20 protein-coding genes are annotated in these 20901 nt (G+C 34.9%); 14 read left to right on the top strand and 6 right to left on the bottom strand.

From position 1 onward, the window contains the following. Positions 1-90: 90 nt before the first annotated feature. Positions 91-1425 carry a replication-associated recombination protein A gene (locus RAM17_RS03660; protein ID WP_110448483.1) on the bottom strand — a complete coding sequence of 445 codons (1335 nt, stop codon included), beginning with the start codon at positions 1423-1425 and terminating at the stop codon, positions 91-93. 185 nt (positions 1426-1610) lie between these two features. Here RAM17_RS03660 and lolA point away from each other — a divergent pair, with 185 nt between their 5' ends. Further along, positions 1611-2204 carry an outer membrane lipoprotein chaperone LolA gene (lolA, locus tag RAM17_RS03665; protein WP_110448482.1) on the top strand — a complete coding sequence of 198 codons (594 nt, stop codon included), beginning with the start codon at positions 1611-1613 and terminating at the stop codon, positions 2202-2204. 127 nt (positions 2205-2331) lie between these two features. On the opposite strand, the gene exuR is transcribed toward lolA, so the two are convergent. Then, positions 2332-3108 (bottom strand): transcriptional regulator ExuR, encoded by a 777-nt coding sequence (gene exuR / locus RAM17_RS03670; RefSeq protein ID WP_110448481.1) that lies wholly within the window; start codon positions 3106-3108, stop codon positions 2332-2334. A gap of 262 nt (positions 3109-3370) precedes the next feature. On the opposite strand from exuR, the gene uxaC reads away from it, so the two are divergent. The 8 genes from uxaC to RAM17_RS03710 all read left to right on the top strand — a co-directional run bounded on the left by uxaC (position 3371) and on the right by RAM17_RS03710 (position 14605). Beyond that, positions 3371-4783 carry a glucuronate isomerase gene (gene uxaC / locus RAM17_RS03675; protein ID WP_110448480.1) on the top strand — a complete coding sequence of 471 codons (1413 nt, stop codon included), beginning with the start codon at positions 3371-3373 and terminating at the stop codon, positions 4781-4783. 47 nt (positions 4784-4830) lie between these two features. Next, the gene (locus RAM17_RS03680; RefSeq protein WP_110448479.1) at positions 4831-6294 is read left to right on the top strand and encodes a tagaturonate reductase; all 1464 of its coding nucleotides are present in this window, start codon (positions 4831-4833) and stop codon (positions 6292-6294) included. A 13-nt stretch (positions 6295-6307) separates the two neighbouring features. After that, on the top strand, positions 6308-7807 hold the full coding sequence (locus RAM17_RS03685; protein WP_110448535.1) for a UxaA family hydrolase: 1500 nt from the start codon (positions 6308-6310) through the stop codon (positions 7805-7807). A gap of 90 nt (positions 7808-7897) precedes the next feature. After that, the gene (locus RAM17_RS03690) at positions 7898-9412 is read left to right on the top strand and encodes an MFS transporter (RefSeq protein ID WP_110448478.1); all 1515 of its coding nucleotides are present in this window, start codon (positions 7898-7900) and stop codon (positions 9410-9412) included. Between the two features lie 107 nt (positions 9413-9519). Beyond that, a complete protein-coding gene (locus RAM17_RS03695) occupies positions 9520-10842 on the top strand; it encodes a glycoside hydrolase family 28 protein (RefSeq protein WP_110448477.1) in 1323 nt (440 codons plus the stop codon). A gap of 317 nt (positions 10843-11159) precedes the next feature. Beyond that, positions 11160-12413: an oligosaccharide MFS transporter gene (locus RAM17_RS03700; protein ID WP_198201334.1), complete on the top strand. Its 1254-nt coding sequence runs from the start codon at positions 11160-11162 to the stop codon at positions 12411-12413. Positions 12414-12469: 56 nt separating this feature from the next. Beyond that, entirely contained in the window at positions 12470-13588 is a 1119-nt protein-coding gene (locus tag RAM17_RS03705) for a glycoside hydrolase family 172 protein (protein WP_110448476.1), read from the top strand. Positions 13589-13606: 18 nt separating this feature from the next. Beyond that, positions 13607-14605 carry a substrate-binding domain-containing protein gene (locus RAM17_RS03710; RefSeq protein ID WP_110448475.1) on the top strand — a complete coding sequence of 333 codons (999 nt, stop codon included), beginning with the start codon at positions 13607-13609 and terminating at the stop codon, positions 14603-14605. 29 nt (positions 14606-14634) lie between these two features. Here RAM17_RS03710 and smpB read toward each other — a convergent pair whose 3' ends face one another. Beyond that, the gene (gene smpB, locus RAM17_RS03715; RefSeq protein ID WP_065577589.1) at positions 14635-15117 is read right to left on the bottom strand and encodes an SsrA-binding protein SmpB; all 483 of its coding nucleotides are present in this window, start codon (positions 15115-15117) and stop codon (positions 14635-14637) included. A gap of 33 nt (positions 15118-15150) precedes the next feature. Between smpB and RAM17_RS03720 the strand changes: the two genes are divergently transcribed. From RAM17_RS03720 to RAM17_RS03740, 5 genes are read left to right on the top strand one after another with little or no spacing between them, the layout of a single operon-like run. Continuing rightward, positions 15151-15612: a type II toxin-antitoxin system RatA family toxin gene (locus tag RAM17_RS03720; protein ID WP_198222187.1), complete on the top strand. Its 462-nt coding sequence runs from the start codon at positions 15151-15153 to the stop codon at positions 15610-15612. 1 nt (position 15613) lies between these two features. Beyond that, entirely contained in the window at positions 15614-15889 is a 276-nt protein-coding gene (locus tag RAM17_RS03725; protein ID WP_110448474.1) for an RnfH family protein, read from the top strand. A gap of 23 nt (positions 15890-15912) precedes the next feature. Further along, on the top strand, positions 15913-16347 hold the full coding sequence (gene zur / locus RAM17_RS03730) for a zinc uptake transcriptional repressor Zur (protein ID WP_110448473.1): 435 nt from the start codon (positions 15913-15915) through the stop codon (positions 16345-16347). Continuing rightward, positions 16335-16688, top strand: a complete 354-nt coding sequence (locus tag RAM17_RS03735; RefSeq protein ID WP_110448472.1) for an EamA family transporter — start codon at positions 16335-16337, stop codon at positions 16686-16688. The genes zur and RAM17_RS03735 overlap by 13 nt, the downstream gene beginning before the upstream one ends. Beyond that, a complete protein-coding gene (locus RAM17_RS03740; RefSeq protein WP_110448471.1) occupies positions 16688-17077 on the top strand; it encodes a DMT family transporter in 390 nt (129 codons plus the stop codon). The genes RAM17_RS03735 and RAM17_RS03740 overlap by 1 nt, the downstream gene beginning before the upstream one ends. 96 nt (positions 17078-17173) lie before the next feature. On the opposite strand, the gene RAM17_RS03745 is transcribed toward RAM17_RS03740, so the two are convergent. The 3 genes from RAM17_RS03745 to secA all read right to left on the bottom strand — a co-directional run bounded on the left by RAM17_RS03745 (position 17174) and on the right by secA (position 20876). Beyond that, positions 17174-17389, bottom strand: a complete 216-nt coding sequence (locus tag RAM17_RS03745) for a DUF4177 domain-containing protein (RefSeq protein ID WP_110448470.1) — start codon at positions 17387-17389, stop codon at positions 17174-17176. 235 nt (positions 17390-17624) lie between these two features. After that, positions 17625-18029, bottom strand: a complete 405-nt coding sequence (gene mutT, locus RAM17_RS03750; protein ID WP_065613906.1) for an 8-oxo-dGTP diphosphatase MutT — start codon at positions 18027-18029, stop codon at positions 17625-17627. 117 nt (positions 18030-18146) lie between these two features. Further along, entirely contained in the window at positions 18147-20876 is a 2730-nt protein-coding gene (gene secA / locus RAM17_RS03755) for a preprotein translocase subunit SecA (RefSeq protein WP_110448469.1), read from the bottom strand. Positions 20877-20901: the final 25 nt, after the last annotated feature.

The following is a 20901-nucleotide window of genomic DNA, read 5'->3' on the forward strand; positions in this document are numbered from 1 at the left end:
TTAATACGCTTTGATTATTGCTAATTTAGGTTTTGACGAATAATCAATGCAATTTTATTTGGTAAAATATATTAAAATTATATGTTAATTTTATTTCGATTTATAGCGTTGAATGCTACTCGCTTTATTTTGATCTTCTAACCACGCTAATTTTTCAGCGTAACTTTTTTCAGCTCCTCGTTGGCTGGGATAATAGTATTTAGTTGTCGCCATTTCTGGAGGAAAATAGTTTTCACCAGCAGCAAAGGCATTAGGTTCATCATGGGCATAACGATATTGAGCTCCATAACCTAAATTCTTCATTAATTGGGTTGGTGCGTTGCGTAGATGTTCTGGTACATCATAATCTGGCTGAGATGCGGCATCTTTCATTGCTTGGTTAAATGCAAGATAAACAGCATTACTTTTGGGTGCACAAGCAAGATAAACGATTGCTTGGGCGATAGCGCGTTCGCCTTCAGCTGGCCCCACTCGGGTAAAACAGTCCCAAGCAGCTAGTGCTACTTGCATTGCTCTTGGATCGGCATTACCAACATCTTCTGAAGCTATTGCTAATAATCGACGGGCAACATAGAGTGGATCACCACCAGCTGAAATGATTCTGGCATACCAATAAAGCGCTGCATCAGGTGCAGAGCCTCTAATTGATTTATGTACTGCGGATATCAGATCATAAAAACGATCGCCTTGATTATCAAATCTTGCACTACGCTCGCCAATGACTTCTTTTAGTAATTCTGGTGTAAGGGCTTGGCCATCGGACATATCGACCAATAATTCAAGTGTATTTAGTGCTCGCCTTGCATCACCACCAACAAATTCGGCAATCTGTTGTTTAGTTTGTTCCGGTAATTTGATATTTAAGTTACCATAACCCCGATCAGTATCATCCATAGCTTGTTGTAAAATTTGCTCAATATCATTATTGGTCAGTGATTTTAGTAGATATACTCTCGCACGAGATAAAAGTGCTGAATTTAATTCGAATGATGGGTTTTCAGTTGTTGCGCCGATAAAGGTTACCGTACCATTTTCGACATAAGGTAGGAATGCATCTTGTTGACTTTTATTAAAACGATGGACTTCATCAACAAATAAGATGGTTCTAACACCAGATTGCTGGTTTATTTTTGCCCTCTCTATTGCCTCTCGAATATCTTTTATACCAGAAGTAACCGCTGAAATACGTTCAACTTTAGCGTTGGCATGATGGGCAATAATTTCTGCTAAGGTGGTTTTACCTGTACCAGGCGGTCCCCACAGAATCATTGAGTGCAGATGACCCGCCTCAATAGCCTTGGGTAGCGGTTTATCTTTACCCAGTAGCTGGCTTTGACCAATGTATTCCGATAAATTGCGTGGACGCATCCTTGCAGCTAAAGGTTTAAATTCATCTGAACCAAATTCAAAAGAGAGACTAGGCATGGTGTACTATATACCTGTAATTACAAAATATGGTTATTATATACCGCTTCATTAATAATAGTGAAAAAGAAAAGAAAATATCTTCCACAGCTAACGGAAAAACGGTAATATTTTGAACTAAATTAGTTATTAAAATAAATGATTATTGAATATATTTTATTATACAAAATACATAAGGATTGGTAATGAAGAAGTTTTTAATGTTAATTGGGTTACTTACAAGTCTTTCTGCATGGGCAGGCGATAAAGAGGTGTTACAAGAACGATTAGCTAAAATTGATGGATTTTATGCACGATTTTCACAAGATGTCAAAACAGCTGATAAGCAACCAGTTCAACAAGGAAAAGGTGATTTATGGGTGACAAGACCCTATTATTTTAATTGGACAATGACTGAACCTGATGAAACTTCGATTATTTCTGATGGCACTAATATGTGGGTCTACACTCCAGCCGTTGAACAAGTGAGTGTAATGAGTTTGAAAAAAGCGGTAGATAATCGTTTAATGTTGCTAATTACTGATAGCCATAATCCAATTTGGAATGCCTATAATGTTACACGTAAACAAGATTCTTTTACCTTAAAACCGACTGATGGCTCTAATCAAGATTTTGTTATTTCGGTTTTACCAACCGGCATGATTTCGAATTTTACGATTATTGAAGAAGATGGTCAGCGCAGCTTTTATGATTTATCTCGTCAAACTTTAGGCAAAGTTGCGATGGATAAGTTCAAGTTTACACCACCTGCTGGGGTGACAATTGACGATCAACGCTAATTATTTTAGCAATATCTAATTTTTTTCTATTCACGAATTGATACACTTTGCCTACTAATGCAAAGTGTTTTAATTTGCTTTTAAGCTATTTTTGAGTTTTGCTGTTAAATTGGCTATTTACTCTCTCTCAATGCTCCATTTCATTAATACTGATAACTGGGTTATCAGAAAAGAGGTAGTGATCGCGTTTGGTTTCGAAATCTTCGCTAGCTGCATCAAATAACATTTTTTTTGTATTTTCTAAATGTTGCCACATGGCTAATTTAGCTGCTTTGGGATCTCGATTAATTAGCGCTTCTAAAATTTTATCATGTTCATCCCACCAACTTTCAATATCTTGTTGTTGTACATGTTCATGAAGTTTTTTCCATAAAGGATTTAATGTCCGTTGTTGCCATGCTTCTTGAACAATGGTGATCAAAGCAGTGTTGCGGGTAATCATTGCAATTTGAGTATGGAATTTTAAATCCCAATCAGAATCTCGATAATGATCTTCTTTTTTGGCGTTATGCTGAATTTCTAAAAGTTTAACAATATCATCTTTAGTAATTTGAGTGGCGGCAAATTCAGCGATATTACTTTCAATAAGTTGCCGAGCTTGTAGTAACTCAAAAGGGCCTGTAGTCGAAAAATTTAAACCTTGTGAGGCGGTAATAATATTATTTTGCAAACTATTGGCAATTACATGGATGCCAGACCCTTTACGTGCATCAACATAACCTTCAACTTCAAGCATGATAATGGCTTCTCTGACTACTGATCGGCTAACTTTTAACTCTTCACAAATTAATCTTTCGGAAGGTAGTTTACTGCCAACTGGATAAATACCATTAATAATTCGATTCTTAAGTTCAGTTGCGATGACTTGATAAAGTCGTTGATATTCGTTCTGTTCTTGGGTCATGGTGAAGTTGGCATAAATCCTTTAAGTTTTCTCAGACTTTTAAAATAACATCTAATTGCTCTAAGTTAAATAATATTGCTGCAATTTTTTCAAATAAACATACTTGTCAGCTAACTTTTAATAAAAAATAACCCTTTATATATTATGGGTATGAGTTAATTCTGTGATGTATGTCAACTTTTTAAGTTGTCTTATATGTTAATATAAGACAAAATATTGACATCTAAACCTACTAGTTAATCACTGCTTTTTGGAGAATAAAATGAGTTTTTTAACTGAAAACTTTTTGCTTGATACTGAATTTTCTCGTCAACTTTATCATGATTATGCTGCTGAACAACCAATTTTTGATTATCACTGCCATTTACCACCAGAACAAATTGCCAACGATTATCAATTTAAAAATTTGTATGACATATGGCTAAAAGGGGATCATTATAAATGGCGGGCAATGCGTACCAATGGTGTTGCTGAAAAATTCTGTACTGGTACTGATGTTAATGATTTTGAAAAATTCAAAGCTTGGGCTGAAACTGTACCTCATACGATTGGTAACCCTTTATATCATTGGACTCATTTAGAACTTCGTCGTCCTTTCGGAATTGATAATATTTTATTATCACCATCAACCGCCGAGAAAATTTGGAATAGTTGTAATGAGATGTTAGCCACTCCGGAATTTTCAGCTCGCAGTATTATGAAAAAAATGAAAGTTAAAATGGTAGGAACGACAGATGATCCAATCGATGATTTAACGCATCATAAAACTATTGCTCAAGACAGTTCATTTGACGTTAAAGTTTTACCAAGCTGGCGTCCAGATAAAGCATTCAATATTGATTCTGAATTTTTTGCTGATTATATGCAAAAACTAGCTATGGTTGCCGATCTTGAAATTTCTAATTTCCAGACTCTTTGTCAAGCTTTATCAAAACGTATGGACCATTTTGCTGCTCATGGCTGTAAGATTTCCGATCATGCATTAGATACAGTGGTTTATGAAGAAGCAACAGAAAAGGAATTAGATACTATTTTCAGTAAGCGATTATCTGGTCAAGTGTTGACCACAAAAGAAGTTGCTCAATTTAAAACTGCGGTACTTATCTTTTTAGGTGTTGAATACAACAAACGTCAATGGGTCCAACAATACCATATTGGCGCATTACGTAATAATAATTCCAGAATGTTTAATTTAATGGGGCCTGATGTTGGATTCGATTCTATTAATGATTCACCGATTGCCCAGCCTCTATCTCGTTTATTAGATGCACAAGCTAAACAAGATGCGCTACCTAAAACGATTTTATACTGTTTAAATCCTTCTGATAATGAAATTCTAGGCACGATGATTGGTAACTTCCAAGGTGCAGGTATTCAAGGAAAAATGCAATTTGGTTCAGGTTGGTGGTTTAATGATCAAAAAGACGGCATGATTCGTCAAATGACACAGCTTGCCCAACTTGGCTTATTAAGTCGTTTTGTTGGTATGTTAACTGATAGCCGTAGCTTCTTATCTTATACTCGCCATGAATATTTTAGACGTATTTTATGTCGCATGATTGGACGTTGGGTTGAAGATGGCGAAGCGCCTCGTGATATCCAATTATTGGGACAAATGGTTAAAAATATTAGTTTTGATAATGCTAAAAATTATTTTGGTATTGAATTAAGTTAAGAGTATTAAGCCGTTGTAATTAGAGTAATTAAATAAGAGTTAAAGTAATGAAAACATTAAATAGAAATGATTTTCCGGGAGCAAAATATACGACGCGTGTTGTTCAGTTTGGCGAAGGTAATTTTTTACGTGCATTTTTAGATTGGCAATTAGATATTCTTAACGAGAAAACCGATCTTGATGCCGGTGTGGTTGTGGTGCGTCCATTGAATACCGATTTCCCACCATCATTGAGTATTCAAGATGGTTTATATACCACATTAGTTCGTGGGTTAAATGAACAAAATGAAGCCGTAAAAGAGTTTAGACTGATTCGTTCAGTGAATAATGAAATCAATGTGTATACTCAATATGATGAGTATCTTGAGTTAGCAAAAGATCCAAATATTCAATTTATCTTTTCAAATACGACTGAAGCAGGAATTAGTTATGTTGAAAGTGACAAATTAACCGATAAACCTGCAACTAGCTATCCAGCTAAATTAACCGCTTTTTTATATGAAAGATTTGTTCATTTTGCTGGTAGTAAAGAGAGTGGTTTAATTATTATTCCTTGTGAATTAATTGATTATAACGGTGATGCACTCAAACAATTAGTACTTAAGTATGCTAATCAATGGGACTTGTCTGACAAATTTGTTGATTGGCTGGAGAATGATAATTTATTTTGTTCAACTCTAGTCGATAGAATTGTTCCTGGTTACCCGAAAGCACAAATTGCCGAACTTGAAACAGAATTAGATTATAAAGATAACTTTATTGATTCAGCTGAATATTTTTATCTGTTTGTTATTCAAGGACCACAATGGTTAGCAGAAAAGCTATGCCTTGATAAATGCGATATGAATATCAAAATTGTTGATGATATTAAACCATATAAAGAGCGTAAAGTAGCGATTTTAAATGGAGCACATACCGCTCTGGTGCCAGTTGCTTATTTAGCTGGTATTGATACTGTTGGTGAATCAATGAATGATGCACAGATCTTATCTTATATAAAAGAGACTATCTTCGATGAAATTATCCCTGTTTTGGATCTACCTCATCAAGAGTTGGTTGATTTTGCTGACTCAGTGATTAGCCGTTTTAAAAATCCATTTATTGAACATCAACTAATGTCGATTGCCTTAAATAGTATGACAAAGTTTAAAACCCGTATTCTTCCTCAATTAATCAATTATCAAAAAGCGAACGGGGTATTACCTAAACATTTAGTATTCTCTTTTGCGGCATTAATTGCTTTTTATCGTGGAGTGCGTAATGAGCAAAGTTACCCATTACAAGATGATGCAATTTGGTTACAACGCTTTAATAGTAGTTGGACAGCGATTGCTGAGGGTAAAAGTTCATTAGAAGATTTAGTTCATGTTGTATTAGGTGATATAGCCCATTGGCAGCACGATCTACTAAGTATCCCACAATTAGCACAAACATTAACACAGTATTTAACGATCATAATTGACGATGGTATGCGTCAAGCAATTGAAAAATGTATTGCTGGCAGCAAATAGTATGAGTGATTCAATGATTAAATTTATAAAAATTAATAATAAAGATAATGTTGGGGTAGCATTATCTGATTTAGAAGCACATGAAGAAAATATTGTCGTAGATGGTTTGGTCATTGACCTAAAAGAACCAGTTAAACAAGGGCATAAATTTGCCCTTAACGATATTGAGCAAAATGATAATATTATTAAATATGGCTTACCAATTGGTCACGCTACTCGCTTTATTAAGGCTGGTGAGCATATTCATTCACATAATTTGAAAACCAATTTAAGTGATATTAATGATTATCAATATCAACCTCGTTTATCTAAAAACGATCTGTTACATGAGATAGCTGATAAAGAAGTACAGATCTATCGACGTAACAATGGTGAAGTAGGTATCCGTAATGAACTTTGGATTATTCCAACTGTCACTTGTATTAATGGTATCGCCGAACAAATTGTTAAACAATTTTGTGATGAGTTAAATAATCAATTAGATATCGACGGTATTACAGTACTTGAACATCCTTATGGTTGCTCTCAATTAGGACAAGATCATCAAAATACTAAAACTATATTACAAAATTTAGTTAAACATCCTAATGCGGGCGCTGTATTGGTAATAGGGCTTGGTTGTGAAAATAACCAAGTTTCTGAGTTTAAGGCAGATTTAGGTGAGTATGATCAATCTCGAGTTAGATTTTTAATTGCTCAGCAAGAAACCGATGAAGTGGAAGCTGCATTGGTTCACTTAAGAGATCTTTATGCGATTATGAAACAAGATAAACGCCAAATAGGGCGCTTAAGTGAATTGAAATTTGGTTTGGAGTGCGGTGGTTCAGATGGTTTTTCTGGCATTACAGCCAATCCAATGCTCGGTCTTTTTTCTGACTATATTGTTGCTCATGGTGGTACTAGTGTACTAACGGAAGTGCCAGAAATGTTTGGTGCTGAAAATATCTTGATGTCACATTGTGTTGATGAATCTACTTTCGATAAAACCGTCGATATGATAAATGACTTTAAACAGTATTTTATTTCAAATAATCAACCTATCTATGAAAATCCTTCGCCTGGTAACAAGGCTGGTGGGATTACAACCTTAGAAGAAAAGTCTCTGGGATGTACCCAAAAAGCGGGCGGCAGTGAAGTTATAGATGTCCTTAAATATGGTCAAATGTTAACTAAACATGGCCTGAATTTACTAAGTGCACCAGGTAATGACGCTGTAGCTACTGGGGCTTTATCGGCTGCTGGATGTCATATGGTTCTTTTCACTACGGGAAGAGGTACGCCTTATGGTGGAATTGTGCCAACAGTGAAAATTGCAACTAATACCCAATTGGCCGACAAGAAAACCAATTGGATTGATTTTAATGCCGGTAAGCTTATACAAGGCGTGTCCATGCAATCTTTGTTGCTAGAGTTTATTGAGCATATTGCTCTGATCGCTAGTGGCGAAAAAACTCGAAACGAAATCAATAATTTCAGGAATTTAGCCATCTTAAAAAGCGGCGTAACTCTCTAGGCATAAATTCAATAGTTAATACCTATGACATTAAGTCCTTCGGGACTTAATGCGGGGCCCCTTTTTTTTAAAATAATATAGGTATCTTTTATGAACGAAAAAAAAGAGAATAAAATTACATGGTTAGTAAGATTCTCATATGGTAGTGGTAATTTAATAGGTAGTGGAGCATTAGCGATTAGCGGTGCTTGGTTACTCTATTTTTATACCACTTTTTGTGGATTAAGTGTGGTACAAGCTGCACTAATTTTTTCAATTGCCACTTATCTTGATGTCATTCTCAATCCATTGATGGGCTTTATTACTGATAATTTTTATCAAACTAAAATAGGTCAACGATTTGGACGACGTCGATTCTTTATTTTGATAGGCATTCCTCTAATGGTTATTTATCCTATGCTATGGATCGATGGTATGGGATTTTGGTATTACCTCATAACGTATATTTTATTTGAGATTATTTATACCAGTATTATGATTCCATTTAATACATTACCGGTTGAAATGACCGCTAACTTTTCGGAGCGTACTTATTTAACTGGTTCGAAAGCGATGTTTGGTAAAGTAGCGAACTTCTTGGGGGCGGCAATTCCCGGTGTATTTTTTTATTTTTATAGTAAAGAATCGGCAACCCCATTTTTATTAACCGGAATCACCTATGCAACTATTATGATGTTAGCGTTAATTTTGTTGTATTGTAATAGCTGGGAAAAACCTAAAGATGAAGTAAAAGATGAGTCAGTTCATAGCTTTTTTGAGGCTATCAAAAAGCTGTTTATTGATATTCTATCCACCTTCCGTATTAAAACATTTAGAACGCATTTAGGCATGTATCTATTTGGTTTTGGTGCTGAATGGTTATTTACAGCGGTATTTACCTATTTCATTGTTTTTAGTCTCGGTGAACCACGTTCATTTGTTGCTTCAATGAATTCATTAAGTAGTATTTGCCAGTTAGTTTCCACTGCCTTTTTTATGATGTATTGTGCCAAAAAAGGCTTTAAAAAACCTTTTATTATCGCTCTATTAATTGTTGTCTCATCAATGATAGGTTATGTCGGTATCTATTACTTTAATCTACCACATATTACTTGGCTTGTAGTGGGTATTACCATTTGGTTTGGTTTAGGAACCGGCGGTGTTTACTATATTCCTTGGAGTGTATATGTATTTTTGGCGGATGTAGATGAGGTTGTAACCAATAGACGTCGAGAAGGGGTTTATGCTGGAGCGATGACCATGGCGGGTAAATTAGTTAGAGCTTCAATTGTGTTTGTTCTTGGCATGATATTAAGTGCATATGGGTTTGAATCGAAATCTCATATTCAGCCACAAAGTGCGATTGATGCAATTAATGGCATTATTTTGTATGGTGTTATTGGCATGGCTTTAATTGGTGCATTCTTTGCATGGCGAATGAAACTTGATCATGCTACTCATTCTATCATTATTAATGAAGTTGCCCGTATCCGACAAGGAGGCAAAATGGAAGATGTTAGTCCTGAAACTCGCAAAGTGGTTGAGGAATTATCTGGCATCAATTATGAAAAATGTTTTGGTAATAATAATATTGGTTTCAAACAAAAAACGACTAAAACGGAATAAATTCTTAATCAGGATCAGCTGTGCTGATCCTAAAGTTTAAAGTAACAAAGCAAATATTTAAGCCACATTAAATGGGGTATATTTGCCAAAATATCTAGGACAAACTTATGACGATTCTCTCTATAACAGATTTTGGTGCTATTGGTGATGGAAAATCAATAAATACCTTAGCGTTTGAAAAAGCAATTCAACATATTGACCAATTAGGCGGTGGAACATTAGTTATTCCAGTTGGTATCTATTTTACTGGTGCAATCAGACTTTGTAGCAACTTAACCTTAGTTGTTGAACAAGGGGCAACTTTATTATTTTCTGATGATGAAAAAGATTATCCGGTGGTTAATTCTCGTTGGGAAGGGGTTAAGCAAGATGTGTATATGCCTTGTATTTACGGACACAATATCAAAAATGTGGTTATCACCGGAAATGGTAAGATCGATGGTAATGGACAAAAATGGTGGCATACATTCCGTCATGAACGAAGCAATCTCAAATATCCACGACCTTATTTAATTGGTTTTGATTTTTGTGAACGAGTGACTATTGAGAAAGTATTTCTGACTCAATCACCTAGTTGGACCGTTCATCCAATGGAATCGAATAATGTTGTTGTCGATAATATTTCGATTCTTAACCCTGCTGATTCACCTAATACCGATGGAATTAATCCTGAATCTTGTCGTAATGTGAGAATTTCTAATTGTTATATTGATGTTGGCGATGATTGTATTGCGATAAAGGCTGGTACCGAAGAAACAGCAGAAAAAAGTCCATGTGAAAATATTTTAATTACTAATTGTAATATGATTCATGGTCATGGTGCGGTGGTTCTTGGCAGTGAAATGAGTGGTTGTATTCGTAATGTTACGATTACCAATTGTGTATTCCAAAAAACAGATCGTGGAGTAAGGTTTAAAACTCGACGAGGTCGAGGTGGAACTATTTCTGACATCACATTTAGTAATATCGTCATGGACGAAGTTCTCTCTGCGTTTGTGATGAACTATTACTATTATTGTGGCCCTAAAGGGAATGACCCAATTGTCTGGAATAAACAAGCTCTACCTGTCGATGTATCAACGCCGGCATGTCACAATATTAGTTTCTCAAACATTATTGCTAAAAATGTTCGTGCCTACGCCGGTTTTTTATATGGCATCCCTGAATCGCCAATTTCTAATATCTCTTTTGATAATATTCGGGTTTCAATGCAATTAAATGCACAAGCTGGTGAAGTCGATATGTTTAAAGATGTAAAACCAGAAGCAGGTAAAGGATTCTTTATTGAGAATGCTCAAAGTGTTTTGTTTAATAACGTTATTATTGATAATGTAGTCAGTGAGCCACTATGTATTAAAAATAGTCAAGATGTTCATGTTAATCAATCTTTTGTTAAGCAAGATGGTAAATTAATTAGCTTAAATGCTTAACCATGATATTTGAAATAACCGCTAGTTTATTATTAGCGGTTATTTTTTTATTTATTGGCTAATTGCATTTTTAGCTATTTTTTTAAGTCTTAAATCGAGATGTTTGACTCTTTTAATTAAATTGTAATTTTTATTCACCTCTCAGTAATTTAAATAACATACTGTTTATTAATGTTATTTCTACTTATTGCCAATTAAACCGTTTACTAAAAATAAAATTACTTTGAAGTTGATCACATTTATCCAATAAAGCCGTTAAAGCTAAATTTTTAGCTATTCATACTCAAATTAGTGCTTAACTCTTTATAGGATAAATTATGACAAGTGCATTTTATAAAAAACCAACTTATTGGTTTGCTTCGTTTTATAGCATTATGTATTACGCAGCTGGTAGTTTTGTTTTTTCTTTTTATGCAATATGGCTTAGTAAAGAGATTGGTTTAACTGCAAAGCAAACCGGTATCATCTATTCATTTAACTATTTTATTTCATTGATCATCATGATCATTTATGGTGTTTATCAAGACAAACTTGTGCTTAAGAAACACCTTATTTGGTTTCAAAGTATCATTATAACTTGTGCTGCACCTGCGCTAATTTATGTTTATGAACCACTATTGCGACATAATTTTTATGCTGGTGTTATTTTTGGTAGTTTCTTTCTTGGCTTTGGTTGGATTGCTGGTATGGGGTTAATCGACTCATACTGTGAAAAAATAAGCCGAGCATTTGATTTTGAATTTGGTCAATGTCGTACATGGGGATGTATTGCTTATGCAGCTGGTACGTTTGTCGCTGGTATTTTAATTAGTATTAATCCTCATCTTAATTTTTGGGCCGCCTCAGTTGTAGGTATCTGTTTTATGATACTCAATCTTAATTTCAAACCTGATTTAAGCAAATCATCTTCGCTAGTATTTCAAAAGAAAGAAAAGTTAAGTTTTAACGAAATTGTTTCAGTATTTGCATTGAAAAAGTTTTGGATATTTGTTGTTTATGTTCTCGGAACTTATAGCTTGTACAACATTTACGATCAACAGTTATTCCCAGTCTATTTTACTCAGCAATTTGAAGATGTGAATGATGGTTATCGCTTATACGGTATTTTAAATTCATTTCAGGTCTTTTTAGAAGCTGCGGTTATGTTTTGTGTGCCATTTGTGGTTAACAAAGTAGGGGCAAAAAATGCGTTAATCTTTGCTGCTTTTATTTCCGCTACGCGAATCTTCTTAACTGGGCATGTCGAAAGTATTGCTATTATTTCAGTAATAAAATTGATGCACTGCTTAGAAATCTCAACCATTTTAGTGTCAGTGTTTAAATATATTGATAATAATTTTAACGCTCGTCTCTCTGCTACCGTATTTTTAATAGGTTATCAAGTTGCTGGTTCTGTCGGCGTGATTTTGTTCTCTACCTTCGTTGGTAATTTCTATGATACTCATGGTTCAGCAACCACCTTTAATAACTTAGGTTTGGTGGTTTTAGCCTTTATGATTTTTGCAGTGTTCTTCTTAAGCCGTGATAAAAAGTCAGATAGTCCTAAGCTTGAAGACAACATTAAATCATAAAACAGGTTTTAGTAATTTAATAAATAGTATTTGATAAAAAATATTGAGGATACAAAATGAATATATTTAATTCAGTAACACAGTTTAACTTTGAACAAACCAGAACAATTTCTCCAGAAAATATGACTGGCGAAAAAGGTAAATCGTGTATGAAAGCTAGTGCTTTAGGGCCAGGTCGAAAAGGACAAGGCTGTATTTCAATTGCAGCGGGTGAAAGAGTAACTATTGCTGAAATTACTGGTCCTGCTGAGATTCGTCATATGTGGTTTACTTTAACCGATAGAACGCATCGAGGTAGTTTTGTATTACGTGATGTGGTTATTCGTATCTATTGGGATGACGAAACAGTTCCTTCAGTAGAAAGTCCAATTGGTGACTTTTTCTGTAATGGTTTTGGTGCTAGATGTGATATAAATTCAATGCCAATCGTGGTTAATCCAACCGGTGGTTTTAATAGTTACTTTAGAATGCCATTTAATAAAAAAGCGCGAATTGAAATTCATAATGAACATGAAGCTGATTTACAGCATTTCTTCTTTACCATTAACTATGCGTTAATGCCAAAACCGTTTGAAAATCCACTTTATTTCCATGCACAATGGCGTCGTCAACGTGTAACTAATTATGCACAAGATTATGTTATATTAGATAATGTTCAAGGTTACGGTTATTATGTCGGTACCTACTTAGCACTGACAGCATTAGAGCGTTATTGGTGGGGTGAAGGTGAATTTAAATTCTATCTTGATAATGACAGTGAATATCCAACCCAACATTCAACCGGTTCAGAAGACTACTTTGGTGGTGCATGGGCATTTCATAATCGAGATAGCCAAGGACGTCCAAAAGCAAAATGTTTCCAAACGATGTTTATGGGTTACCCTTATCAAACAAACCGTGATGCGACGCGTGACTTTTTCCAAACAGGTGATTCCAATCCTGTACATGGCTTTGGTGACGATGGTTTACCAATGCATGGTTTATACCGTTGGCATCTTCCAGATCCAATTGCATTTCACAAAAATATCAAACTGGCGTTTCAACAAATAGGTAATGATGATATAAGATTGTATGAACGTTGTGATGATATCGCCAGTGTTGCTTATTGGTATCAAAGTCCATCGGTGAATAACAACCCAGTATTCCCAAATAAACAACAACGCACCCCACGTTAATATTAAGGTGATTAGTATATGGCGAGTAATAAACTGAAAATTAATGATATTGCTCGTTTGGCTGGCGTGTCGGCAACGACCGTCAGTCATATATTTAATAAACGAGATAAAAAATATCGCATTTCTCCGCAAACTCGACAAAGAGTTTTATCTATTGCGGAAAAATACCGGGATCAATCGCATATTCATCAATATTTAGTTAAAGCTAACAGTACCAATACTATTGGTGTTATTGTTCCGGATATGTCAAATTCATTTTTTTCAATGTTTTTACATCATTTAGAAGATTGCTTTCGGCAAAAGAATATTCAACTATTAATTACCTGTAGTCATTATAATAAAGAAGTTGAGCTTAAAGTTGCGCAAAATTTAGTTGAACGTAAAGTTGACGCAATGATTGTGGTAACGTCATTAGATAGTGACCAATTTTATGTCGATATTAATCAAAATACGCCCGTATTGCTTTTTGACCGTTATCTAAAAGATACGACATTACCTTTTATTACTAGTGAAGCATTGCAATCTGTCGCTGATTTAATCAAACCTTATGCCGAAAAGTTAGATGAATTTTATTTTATTGGCTGTGATATTCAGTTAACGTCAATTCAAGCTAGACTTAAGGGATTTAAGCAAGGTTTAGAAAGTGTTGGATTAAAAGTTGATAGTGATTGGCTGGTGAGTGATGATTATTGTCCAAATAAAGGTTACCAATTGTTGAAAAGTGTTCATCAAAAATTGGGTAGGGTACCAAAAGCTATTTTTACGCCATCAGGTAACTTACTGCAAGAGGTACTGAGTTATTTGGTCGAAGCTAAAATTGATCCAAAGCAGATCTATTTATGTTCTTATGATTACAATAGTTATCTTGATTATTGTTACTATCCGATAGATGCAATTGAGCAGGATTTTGAGAAGATGGCGCTGACTTGTGTGAATGTCATTGATGATTTATTAAGTTTTAAAGAATTAAAACATCAGGCATTTTTTATTCAGCCAAAAATTATACGCCATCGTTAGTTTAAGATTTGCTACTGTTGTAAGTAAGATTAGCGGTTAGCATTTTTCATTATGCGAGCTTTGTCAACTTGCCACTGTCTTTCTTTTATATCGGTGCGTTTGTCGTACTCTTTTTTACCTTTTGCGACACCAATTTTGACTTTAGCCCAAGCATTTTTCCAATACAATGATAATGCCACAACGGTATAACCTTGGCGGTTAATTTGGCCAAATAACGAGTTCAATTCACGTTCATTAAGCAATAATTTTCGAGTACGCATAGGCTCGCATACGACATGTGTAGACGCAACGTTTAATGGGGTTATTGTTGCACCAAATAGCCATGCTTCACCATTTTTTAGTAACACATAACTGTCACTAATATTCGCTTTACCTGCTCGCAGAGATTTTACTTCCCAACCTTGAAGTGATAACCCTGCTTCAATTTCCTCTTCAATAAAGTACTCATGGCGTGCACGTTTATTTAATGCAATAGTCGCCGAACCCGGCTTATGTGATTTTTTCTTAGTCATAATGTGCGTTATTATAGAGTTACATGATACTATATGCCACTAATTTTAACTTTTAATTTTATTATTATGGCACATGTTTTTCATGAGGTGATCGAGCCTTATTCAACCGAGCAAATGTTTGCATTGGTTAACGATATAGCGAGATACCCCGAATTTGTCCCTGATTGTATCGCAACTGGGATTATTAGCAAGCAAGATAACATTTTAACTGCTTTTATTGAAGTTGAGAAATTAGGCTTTAAAAAATCATTTACTACCATAAATAAGATTAATGAACCTAATTCAATTGATATGGCATTGTTAGATGGTCCATTTAAACATCTAAAAGGACGATGGCAATTTACTCAACTGGATAACCAAAACAGTAAAATTAGTTTTAGTTTAGATTTTGAATTTAATAATAAATTAATGGGCGCTGTTTTTTCTCCTATTTTTAAAGAAGTGATGACCAATATGGTTAGAGCATTTTCGCAAAGAGCAAGGCAGATATATTAAGATGATAAATATTCAAGTTGTATATGCGCTACCTAATCAGCCGACTATTATTGATTGTGCGGTTGATGAACAAACGAATGTCTTGCAAGCAATTGCAAAATCCAATATCTTATCATTATGCAATATTCAATTAGATGGTCATTTTGTTGGTATTTATGGCAAACGTTGTGAGCTTAATGAACAAGTAAAAGATGGTGATCGTATTGAAATATATCGAGCTTTAATCAATGATCCGAAAGAGATACGACGAAAGAAAGCGGCATTGAAAAAGAAATAAATAGATAGATTGAAGGGAACTGAATGCATAACTTGCTGATTGAAAAAGTTGAAACTTTATGCAAAAAACGTGGTATTAAGCTGACCAATCAGCGTAAAACCGTTTTAAATATTATGCTTAAAGCCAATAGAGCAATGAGCGCATATGATCTTTTAGATCTTTTAAAAGTCAGTGAACCACAAGCTAAACCACCAACAATTTATCGTGCTCTGGAATTTTTACTTGAGCAAGGTTTTATTCATAAGGTGGAGTCAACTAACTGTTATATTATTTGTCCGCATTTTCATGAACCGCAACATATATCAATTTTATTTATTTGTGATAATTGTCATCAGATTATTGAAAAGCATTCTGAAAATATTGAAAGTCAACTGAAGTTATTAGCAACACAAAGTGAATTTTTAATAAAACATAGTGTGCTTGAAATTCATGGAATTTGTCATTCATGTCAACCTTAATTATTTTATTATGGTTAGTTAATATTATTTGTGACACAGTAGGGCAAATTGCTTTTAAATATGCCGCTGTGACCTCTAATGATAAAGACGGCCGTTATTGGCAGAAATTATTCGGTAACATATGGCTGTGGTTAGGATTCGGTTCTTATTTCATTGGTTTTGTGTTTTGGTTAGCATTTTTAAGTGAAGTTCCATTATCACAAGGGATCTTATTAGGCTCTTTTAATATGATAACCGTGATGCTTGCTGGGCGCATCTTATTTAAAGAACATCTAACCCCCTTTCGATTACTAGGAATATTTTTTATAACTACCGGCGTGATATTAGTAGGATTAACTTAATGAAAAAGTTTTATATCATCGGTTTTGTCTTGTTACTCTTTTTTGATACTTTTGGGCAAACTTTTTTTAAACTCACGGCTATTTCGGCCTTGCCATTTGAAGCAAATATAAGTTGGTTGTTAAGGATTTTTAGTCATGGGTGGGCATATTTAGTTATGGTTGGATATGCTGGAGCATTTATCACTTGGATGGTATTATTAAAAAAAGCGCCAGTTGGCCCAGCTTTTGCTGCATCGCATTTGCAACTTGTTACTGTGATGTTAGTGTCTGTTGTTGCATTTAATGAGCAAATTACACTTACGCGCCTACTAGGGGCATTGTCTATTATTGTTGGGATTGTTTTTCTCGCCTTGGCTGAGCAGAGGTTACATCGTAAATCAGTAAAATAAACAATATTGAGATAATCACCTTTTTAATAGGAACCAATATAGTTAATTTACATTGATTCCTACTATTAAAATAGAAAAGATTTTATTCTATTTTAATTAGCTACGATCTCGTTCCATTACAACTAAGTAAGCTTCTCGTCGCCAGAATAAAAATAAACGGCGCATATCTTTTTGCATTGTTATAACGCGCCAACCTTGTTGTGCATTATCATTTAAAAAAGCACCAAATTTTTCAGGATTTGAATTAGCTGCGCCTAAGAGCATTGAAGACAAAGCGCCTTCTTGATAAATTACTACTTTATATTCTTTCATTGTTTCTATACCTTCTTAAAATAAACACGATAATCTCTAATAATTGTCAAAATTAAGAGAAAATCGTGTTAATAATACGCATATTGGCGATTTTAATCTAGAGGCAATAAAGCGAGAGGTTAAATTTTAAACAGAATGGGTGAGGGATAGTAGATAATATCACAACAAAATTTTTAGAAAAGCTTTAGTTAAGAATAGCTGATAAGCCAAATTCTTAACTAATATTAGTGATAAATTAAATTTGCTTATCTAAATTTTTAAGCATTTCAATAATTAGCCTATTAGCATCTGGAAATTCATCTGCATTCAGATCTTCTTGATCAATCCAACGGCTTGGTTGTCCTTCTTTCGCAAAAGGTACGCCATCCCATTCTTCTACTAAGTAGGCATGAATGGTGATATCGCGATCTTCATAACTGTGTTCAAAGGTTTTTAAAAATTGAGCCTGATGAATGTGAATGTCGACTTCTTCGGCTATTTCACGTTCTAATGTTTGATAAGGTGTTTCACCAGTTTCGATTTTTCCGCCAGGGAACTCCCAAAAACCAGCAAGATGAGAATCTTCACCGCGTTGGGTGATAAAAATTTGACAATCTTGTGAACGAATTATACCTACAGCAATTTCAGTATGTTTTTTCATGATCCTGTCTGTTTACGATTAAAGTTAGGGAAAGCCTATGCTTTCCCTTTTGATTTTTAAGTAACAAAATTCGTTGATTTAAACATCAATATTGTTTAATCATACTAAATTTTTGGCTTAATTAACAGCTCCATGACAATGTTTATATTTTTTGCCAGATCCACATGGACAAGGATCATTACGTCCTACTTTTGCTTGCGTGCGGACAATCGGTTGTGGTGAATTTGATGATTGCCCATCATTTTCACCATCAATAGTCGTCATTGACTCGTGGTTAGCTTGTTGTTTTGCCATCAATCTTTCGATTTCAGCTTGACGTTGGCGTTCAGCTTCGTCAACTTCTTCTTGTGAACGAATTTGCACGCGGCTTAAAATACCAATTACATCATATTTTAATGATTCTAACATATTGGCAAACATATTGAATGATTCACGTTTGTATTCTTGTTTAGGATCTTTTTGTGCATATCCTCGTAAATGAATTCCTTGACGTAAATAATCCATAGCGGCTAAATGCTCTTTCCATAATGTATCAAGCGTTTGTAACATAACGCTTTTTTCGAATTGTCTAAAGGCATCAGCACCAGCTGCATTTTCTTTTTCAAGATATTTATCTTGAGCAAGTTGTAAGATACGTTCACGTAAATTTTCTTCATGAAGATTTTGCTCTTCATCAAGCCATTTAGCGATAGGTAAATCTAAATCAAAATCATTTTTTAAGGCGGCTTCTAATCCAGCAACATCCCACATTTCTTCAATCGATTGTGGTGGAATATATTGATCAATAACCGTTGTAAATACATCCCCACGTATTGAATCAATTGTCTCTTTGATATCTACGTTATCTAATAAATCATTACGTTGGCTATAAATAGCTTTACGTTGATCATTGGCGACATCATCATATTCGAGTAATTGTTTACGAATATCAAAATTGCGACTTTCAACTTTTTTCTGAGCATTAGCGATAGCTTTAGTAATCCATGGGTGTTCAATTGCTTCACCTTCTTTCATACCAAATTTACGCATCATATTACCGACACGATCTGATGCGAAAATACGCATTAATGGATCTTCTAATGATAGATAAAAGCGAGAAGCACCAGGATCCCCCTGACGACCAGCACGACCACGTAATTGATTATCAATTCGACGTGATTCATGACGTTCAGTACCAAGAATATATAATCCACCAAGTGCAATCACTTCTTCATGTTTAGCTTGCCATGCTTGTTTCGCTTTTTCGATATCTGCTTCAGTTGGATTTTCTAATTTTGCAACTTCACTTTGCCAGTTACCACCAAGCATAATATCTGTACCACGACCAGCCATATTAGTTGCGATTGTCACGGCTCCTTTACTACCTGCATCAGCGATAATTTCGGCTTCTTGCGCATGGAATTTGGCGTTAAGAACATTATGTTTGATACCTGCTTTTTTAAAGGCATGTGAGACAAGCTCTGATTTTTCGATAGATGCAGTACCGACTAATACCGGTTGTCCTCGTTTAACACAAGCTTGTACATCAGCCACGATAGCATCAATTTTTTCTTTTTCAGTCATATAGACAAGATCAGGCTGATCTTTTCTTACCATCGGTCGGTTGGTTGGAATAACAATGGTATCCAAACCATAAATTTGGTTAAATTCGAAAGCTTCGGTATCAGCAGTACCTGTCATACCGGCTAATTTTTCATAGAGACGGAAATAGTTTTGGAAAGTAATAGAGGCTAATGTTTGATTCTCATTTTGAATTTTAACATGTTCTTTAGCTTCCACTGCTTGGTGTAAACCGTCAGACCAACGACGACCATCCATCGTACGGCCTGTATGTTCATCAACAATAACGATTTCATTGTCTCTAACAATATAATCAACGTCACGATGGAATAAGTGATGAGCACGAAGTGCAGCATTAACATGGTGCATTAGTACAATATTACTAGGTGCATAAAGGGATTCATCACCTTTCATAATGCCTTGTTTTATTAGTAGTTCTTCAACCTTAATTAAACCTCGTTCGGTTAAGTTAACTTGACGTGATTTTTCATCAATCGAAAAGTCACCATCGCCTTGGAACTGATCCGAATCTTCTTTTTCCTGACGGGTTAAGTGTGGAATGATTTTATCGATACTAACATATCTATCTGAGCTGTCTTCTGCTTGACCAGAAATAATTAGTGGTGTTCTTGCTTCATCAATTAAAATTGAATCGACCTCATCCACTAAAGCATAATGAAGTGGGCGTTGCACTCTGGCCTCTTTACTAAAGACCATATTGTCACGCAAATAGTCAAACCCATATTCGTTGTTAGTACCATAAGTGATATCAGCATTGTAAGCATCACGTTTTAAATGCGGTGGCATATTAGGTAAGTTAATGCCCACTGTTAAGCCTAAAAATTCAAATAAAGGACGATTATTTTCAGCATCACGTTGCGCTAAATAATCATTAACGGTGACAACATGTACCCCTTTACCGGTTAACGCATTTAAATAAGCAGGCAACGTTGCGGTTAATGTTTTACCTTCACCGGTACGCATTTCAGCTATGCAACGTTCATTTAGAACCATACCACCAATTAATTGCACATCAAAATGACGCATACCAAATACACGCTTACTTGCTTCACGGACTACGGCAAAAGCTTCTTCTAATATATCGTCTAATTTTGTACCGTCGGCAATTTTTTGTTTAAATTCGTTAGTTTTTGCCTTAAGTTCTTCATCGCTTAATGCTTCCATTGCTGGCTCAAGTGCATTGATCGTTTCAACACGCTTACGCATAGATTTTAATACGCGTTCATTACGGCTACCGAATACTTTAGTTAATAATTTTAATAACATAACTTTTCTCTTATTGTTTTTTTAT

It is taken from the genome of Gilliamella apis (assembly GCF_030758615.1).
Lineage (GTDB): Bacteria > Pseudomonadota > Gammaproteobacteria > Enterobacterales > Orbaceae > Gilliamella > Gilliamella apis_A.

What these genes read in the sequence shown, in the direction of transcription:
- RAM17_RS03660 (WP_110448483.1), bottom strand. Translation starts at nt 1,425, where the DNA reads ATGCCTAGTCTCTCTTTTGAATTTGGTTCAGATGAATTTAAACCTTTA.
- lolA (WP_110448482.1), top strand. Translation starts at nt 1,611, where the DNA reads ATGAAGAAGTTTTTAATGTTAATTGGGTTACTTACAAGTCTTTCTGCA.
- exuR (WP_110448481.1), bottom strand. Translation starts at nt 3,108, where the DNA reads ATGACCCAAGAACAGAACGAATATCAACGACTTTATCAAGTCATCGCA.
- uxaC (WP_110448480.1), top strand. Translation starts at nt 3,371, where the DNA reads ATGAGTTTTTTAACTGAAAACTTTTTGCTTGATACTGAATTTTCTCGT.
- RAM17_RS03680 (WP_110448479.1), top strand. Translation starts at nt 4,831, where the DNA reads ATGAAAACATTAAATAGAAATGATTTTCCGGGAGCAAAATATACGACG.
- RAM17_RS03685 (WP_110448535.1), top strand. Translation starts at nt 6,308, where the DNA reads ATGATTAAATTTATAAAAATTAATAATAAAGATAATGTTGGGGTAGCA.
- RAM17_RS03690 (WP_110448478.1), top strand. Translation starts at nt 7,898, where the DNA reads ATGAACGAAAAAAAAGAGAATAAAATTACATGGTTAGTAAGATTCTCA.
- RAM17_RS03695 (WP_110448477.1), top strand. Translation starts at nt 9,520, where the DNA reads ATGACGATTCTCTCTATAACAGATTTTGGTGCTATTGGTGATGGAAAA.
- RAM17_RS03700 (WP_198201334.1), top strand. Translation starts at nt 11,160, where the DNA reads ATGACAAGTGCATTTTATAAAAAACCAACTTATTGGTTTGCTTCGTTT.
- RAM17_RS03705 (WP_110448476.1), top strand. Translation starts at nt 12,470, where the DNA reads ATGAATATATTTAATTCAGTAACACAGTTTAACTTTGAACAAACCAGA.
- RAM17_RS03710 (WP_110448475.1), top strand. Translation starts at nt 13,607, where the DNA reads ATGGCGAGTAATAAACTGAAAATTAATGATATTGCTCGTTTGGCTGGC.
- smpB (WP_065577589.1), bottom strand. Translation starts at nt 15,117, where the DNA reads ATGACTAAGAAAAAATCACATAAGCCGGGTTCGGCGACTATTGCATTA.
- RAM17_RS03720 (WP_198222187.1), top strand. Translation starts at nt 15,151, where the DNA reads ATGCCACTAATTTTAACTTTTAATTTTATTATTATGGCACATGTTTTT.
- RAM17_RS03725 (WP_110448474.1), top strand. Translation starts at nt 15,614, where the DNA reads ATGATAAATATTCAAGTTGTATATGCGCTACCTAATCAGCCGACTATT.
- zur (WP_110448473.1), top strand. Translation starts at nt 15,913, where the DNA reads ATGCATAACTTGCTGATTGAAAAAGTTGAAACTTTATGCAAAAAACGT.
- RAM17_RS03735 (WP_110448472.1), top strand. Translation starts at nt 16,335, where the DNA reads ATGTCAACCTTAATTATTTTATTATGGTTAGTTAATATTATTTGTGAC.
- RAM17_RS03740 (WP_110448471.1), top strand. Translation starts at nt 16,688, where the DNA reads ATGAAAAAGTTTTATATCATCGGTTTTGTCTTGTTACTCTTTTTTGAT.
- RAM17_RS03745 (WP_110448470.1), bottom strand. Translation starts at nt 17,389, where the DNA reads ATGAAAGAATATAAAGTAGTAATTTATCAAGAAGGCGCTTTGTCTTCA.
- mutT (WP_065613906.1), bottom strand. Translation starts at nt 18,029, where the DNA reads ATGAAAAAACATACTGAAATTGCTGTAGGTATAATTCGTTCACAAGAT.
- secA (WP_110448469.1), bottom strand. Translation starts at nt 20,876, where the DNA reads ATGTTATTAAAATTATTAACTAAAGTATTCGGTAGCCGTAATGAACGC.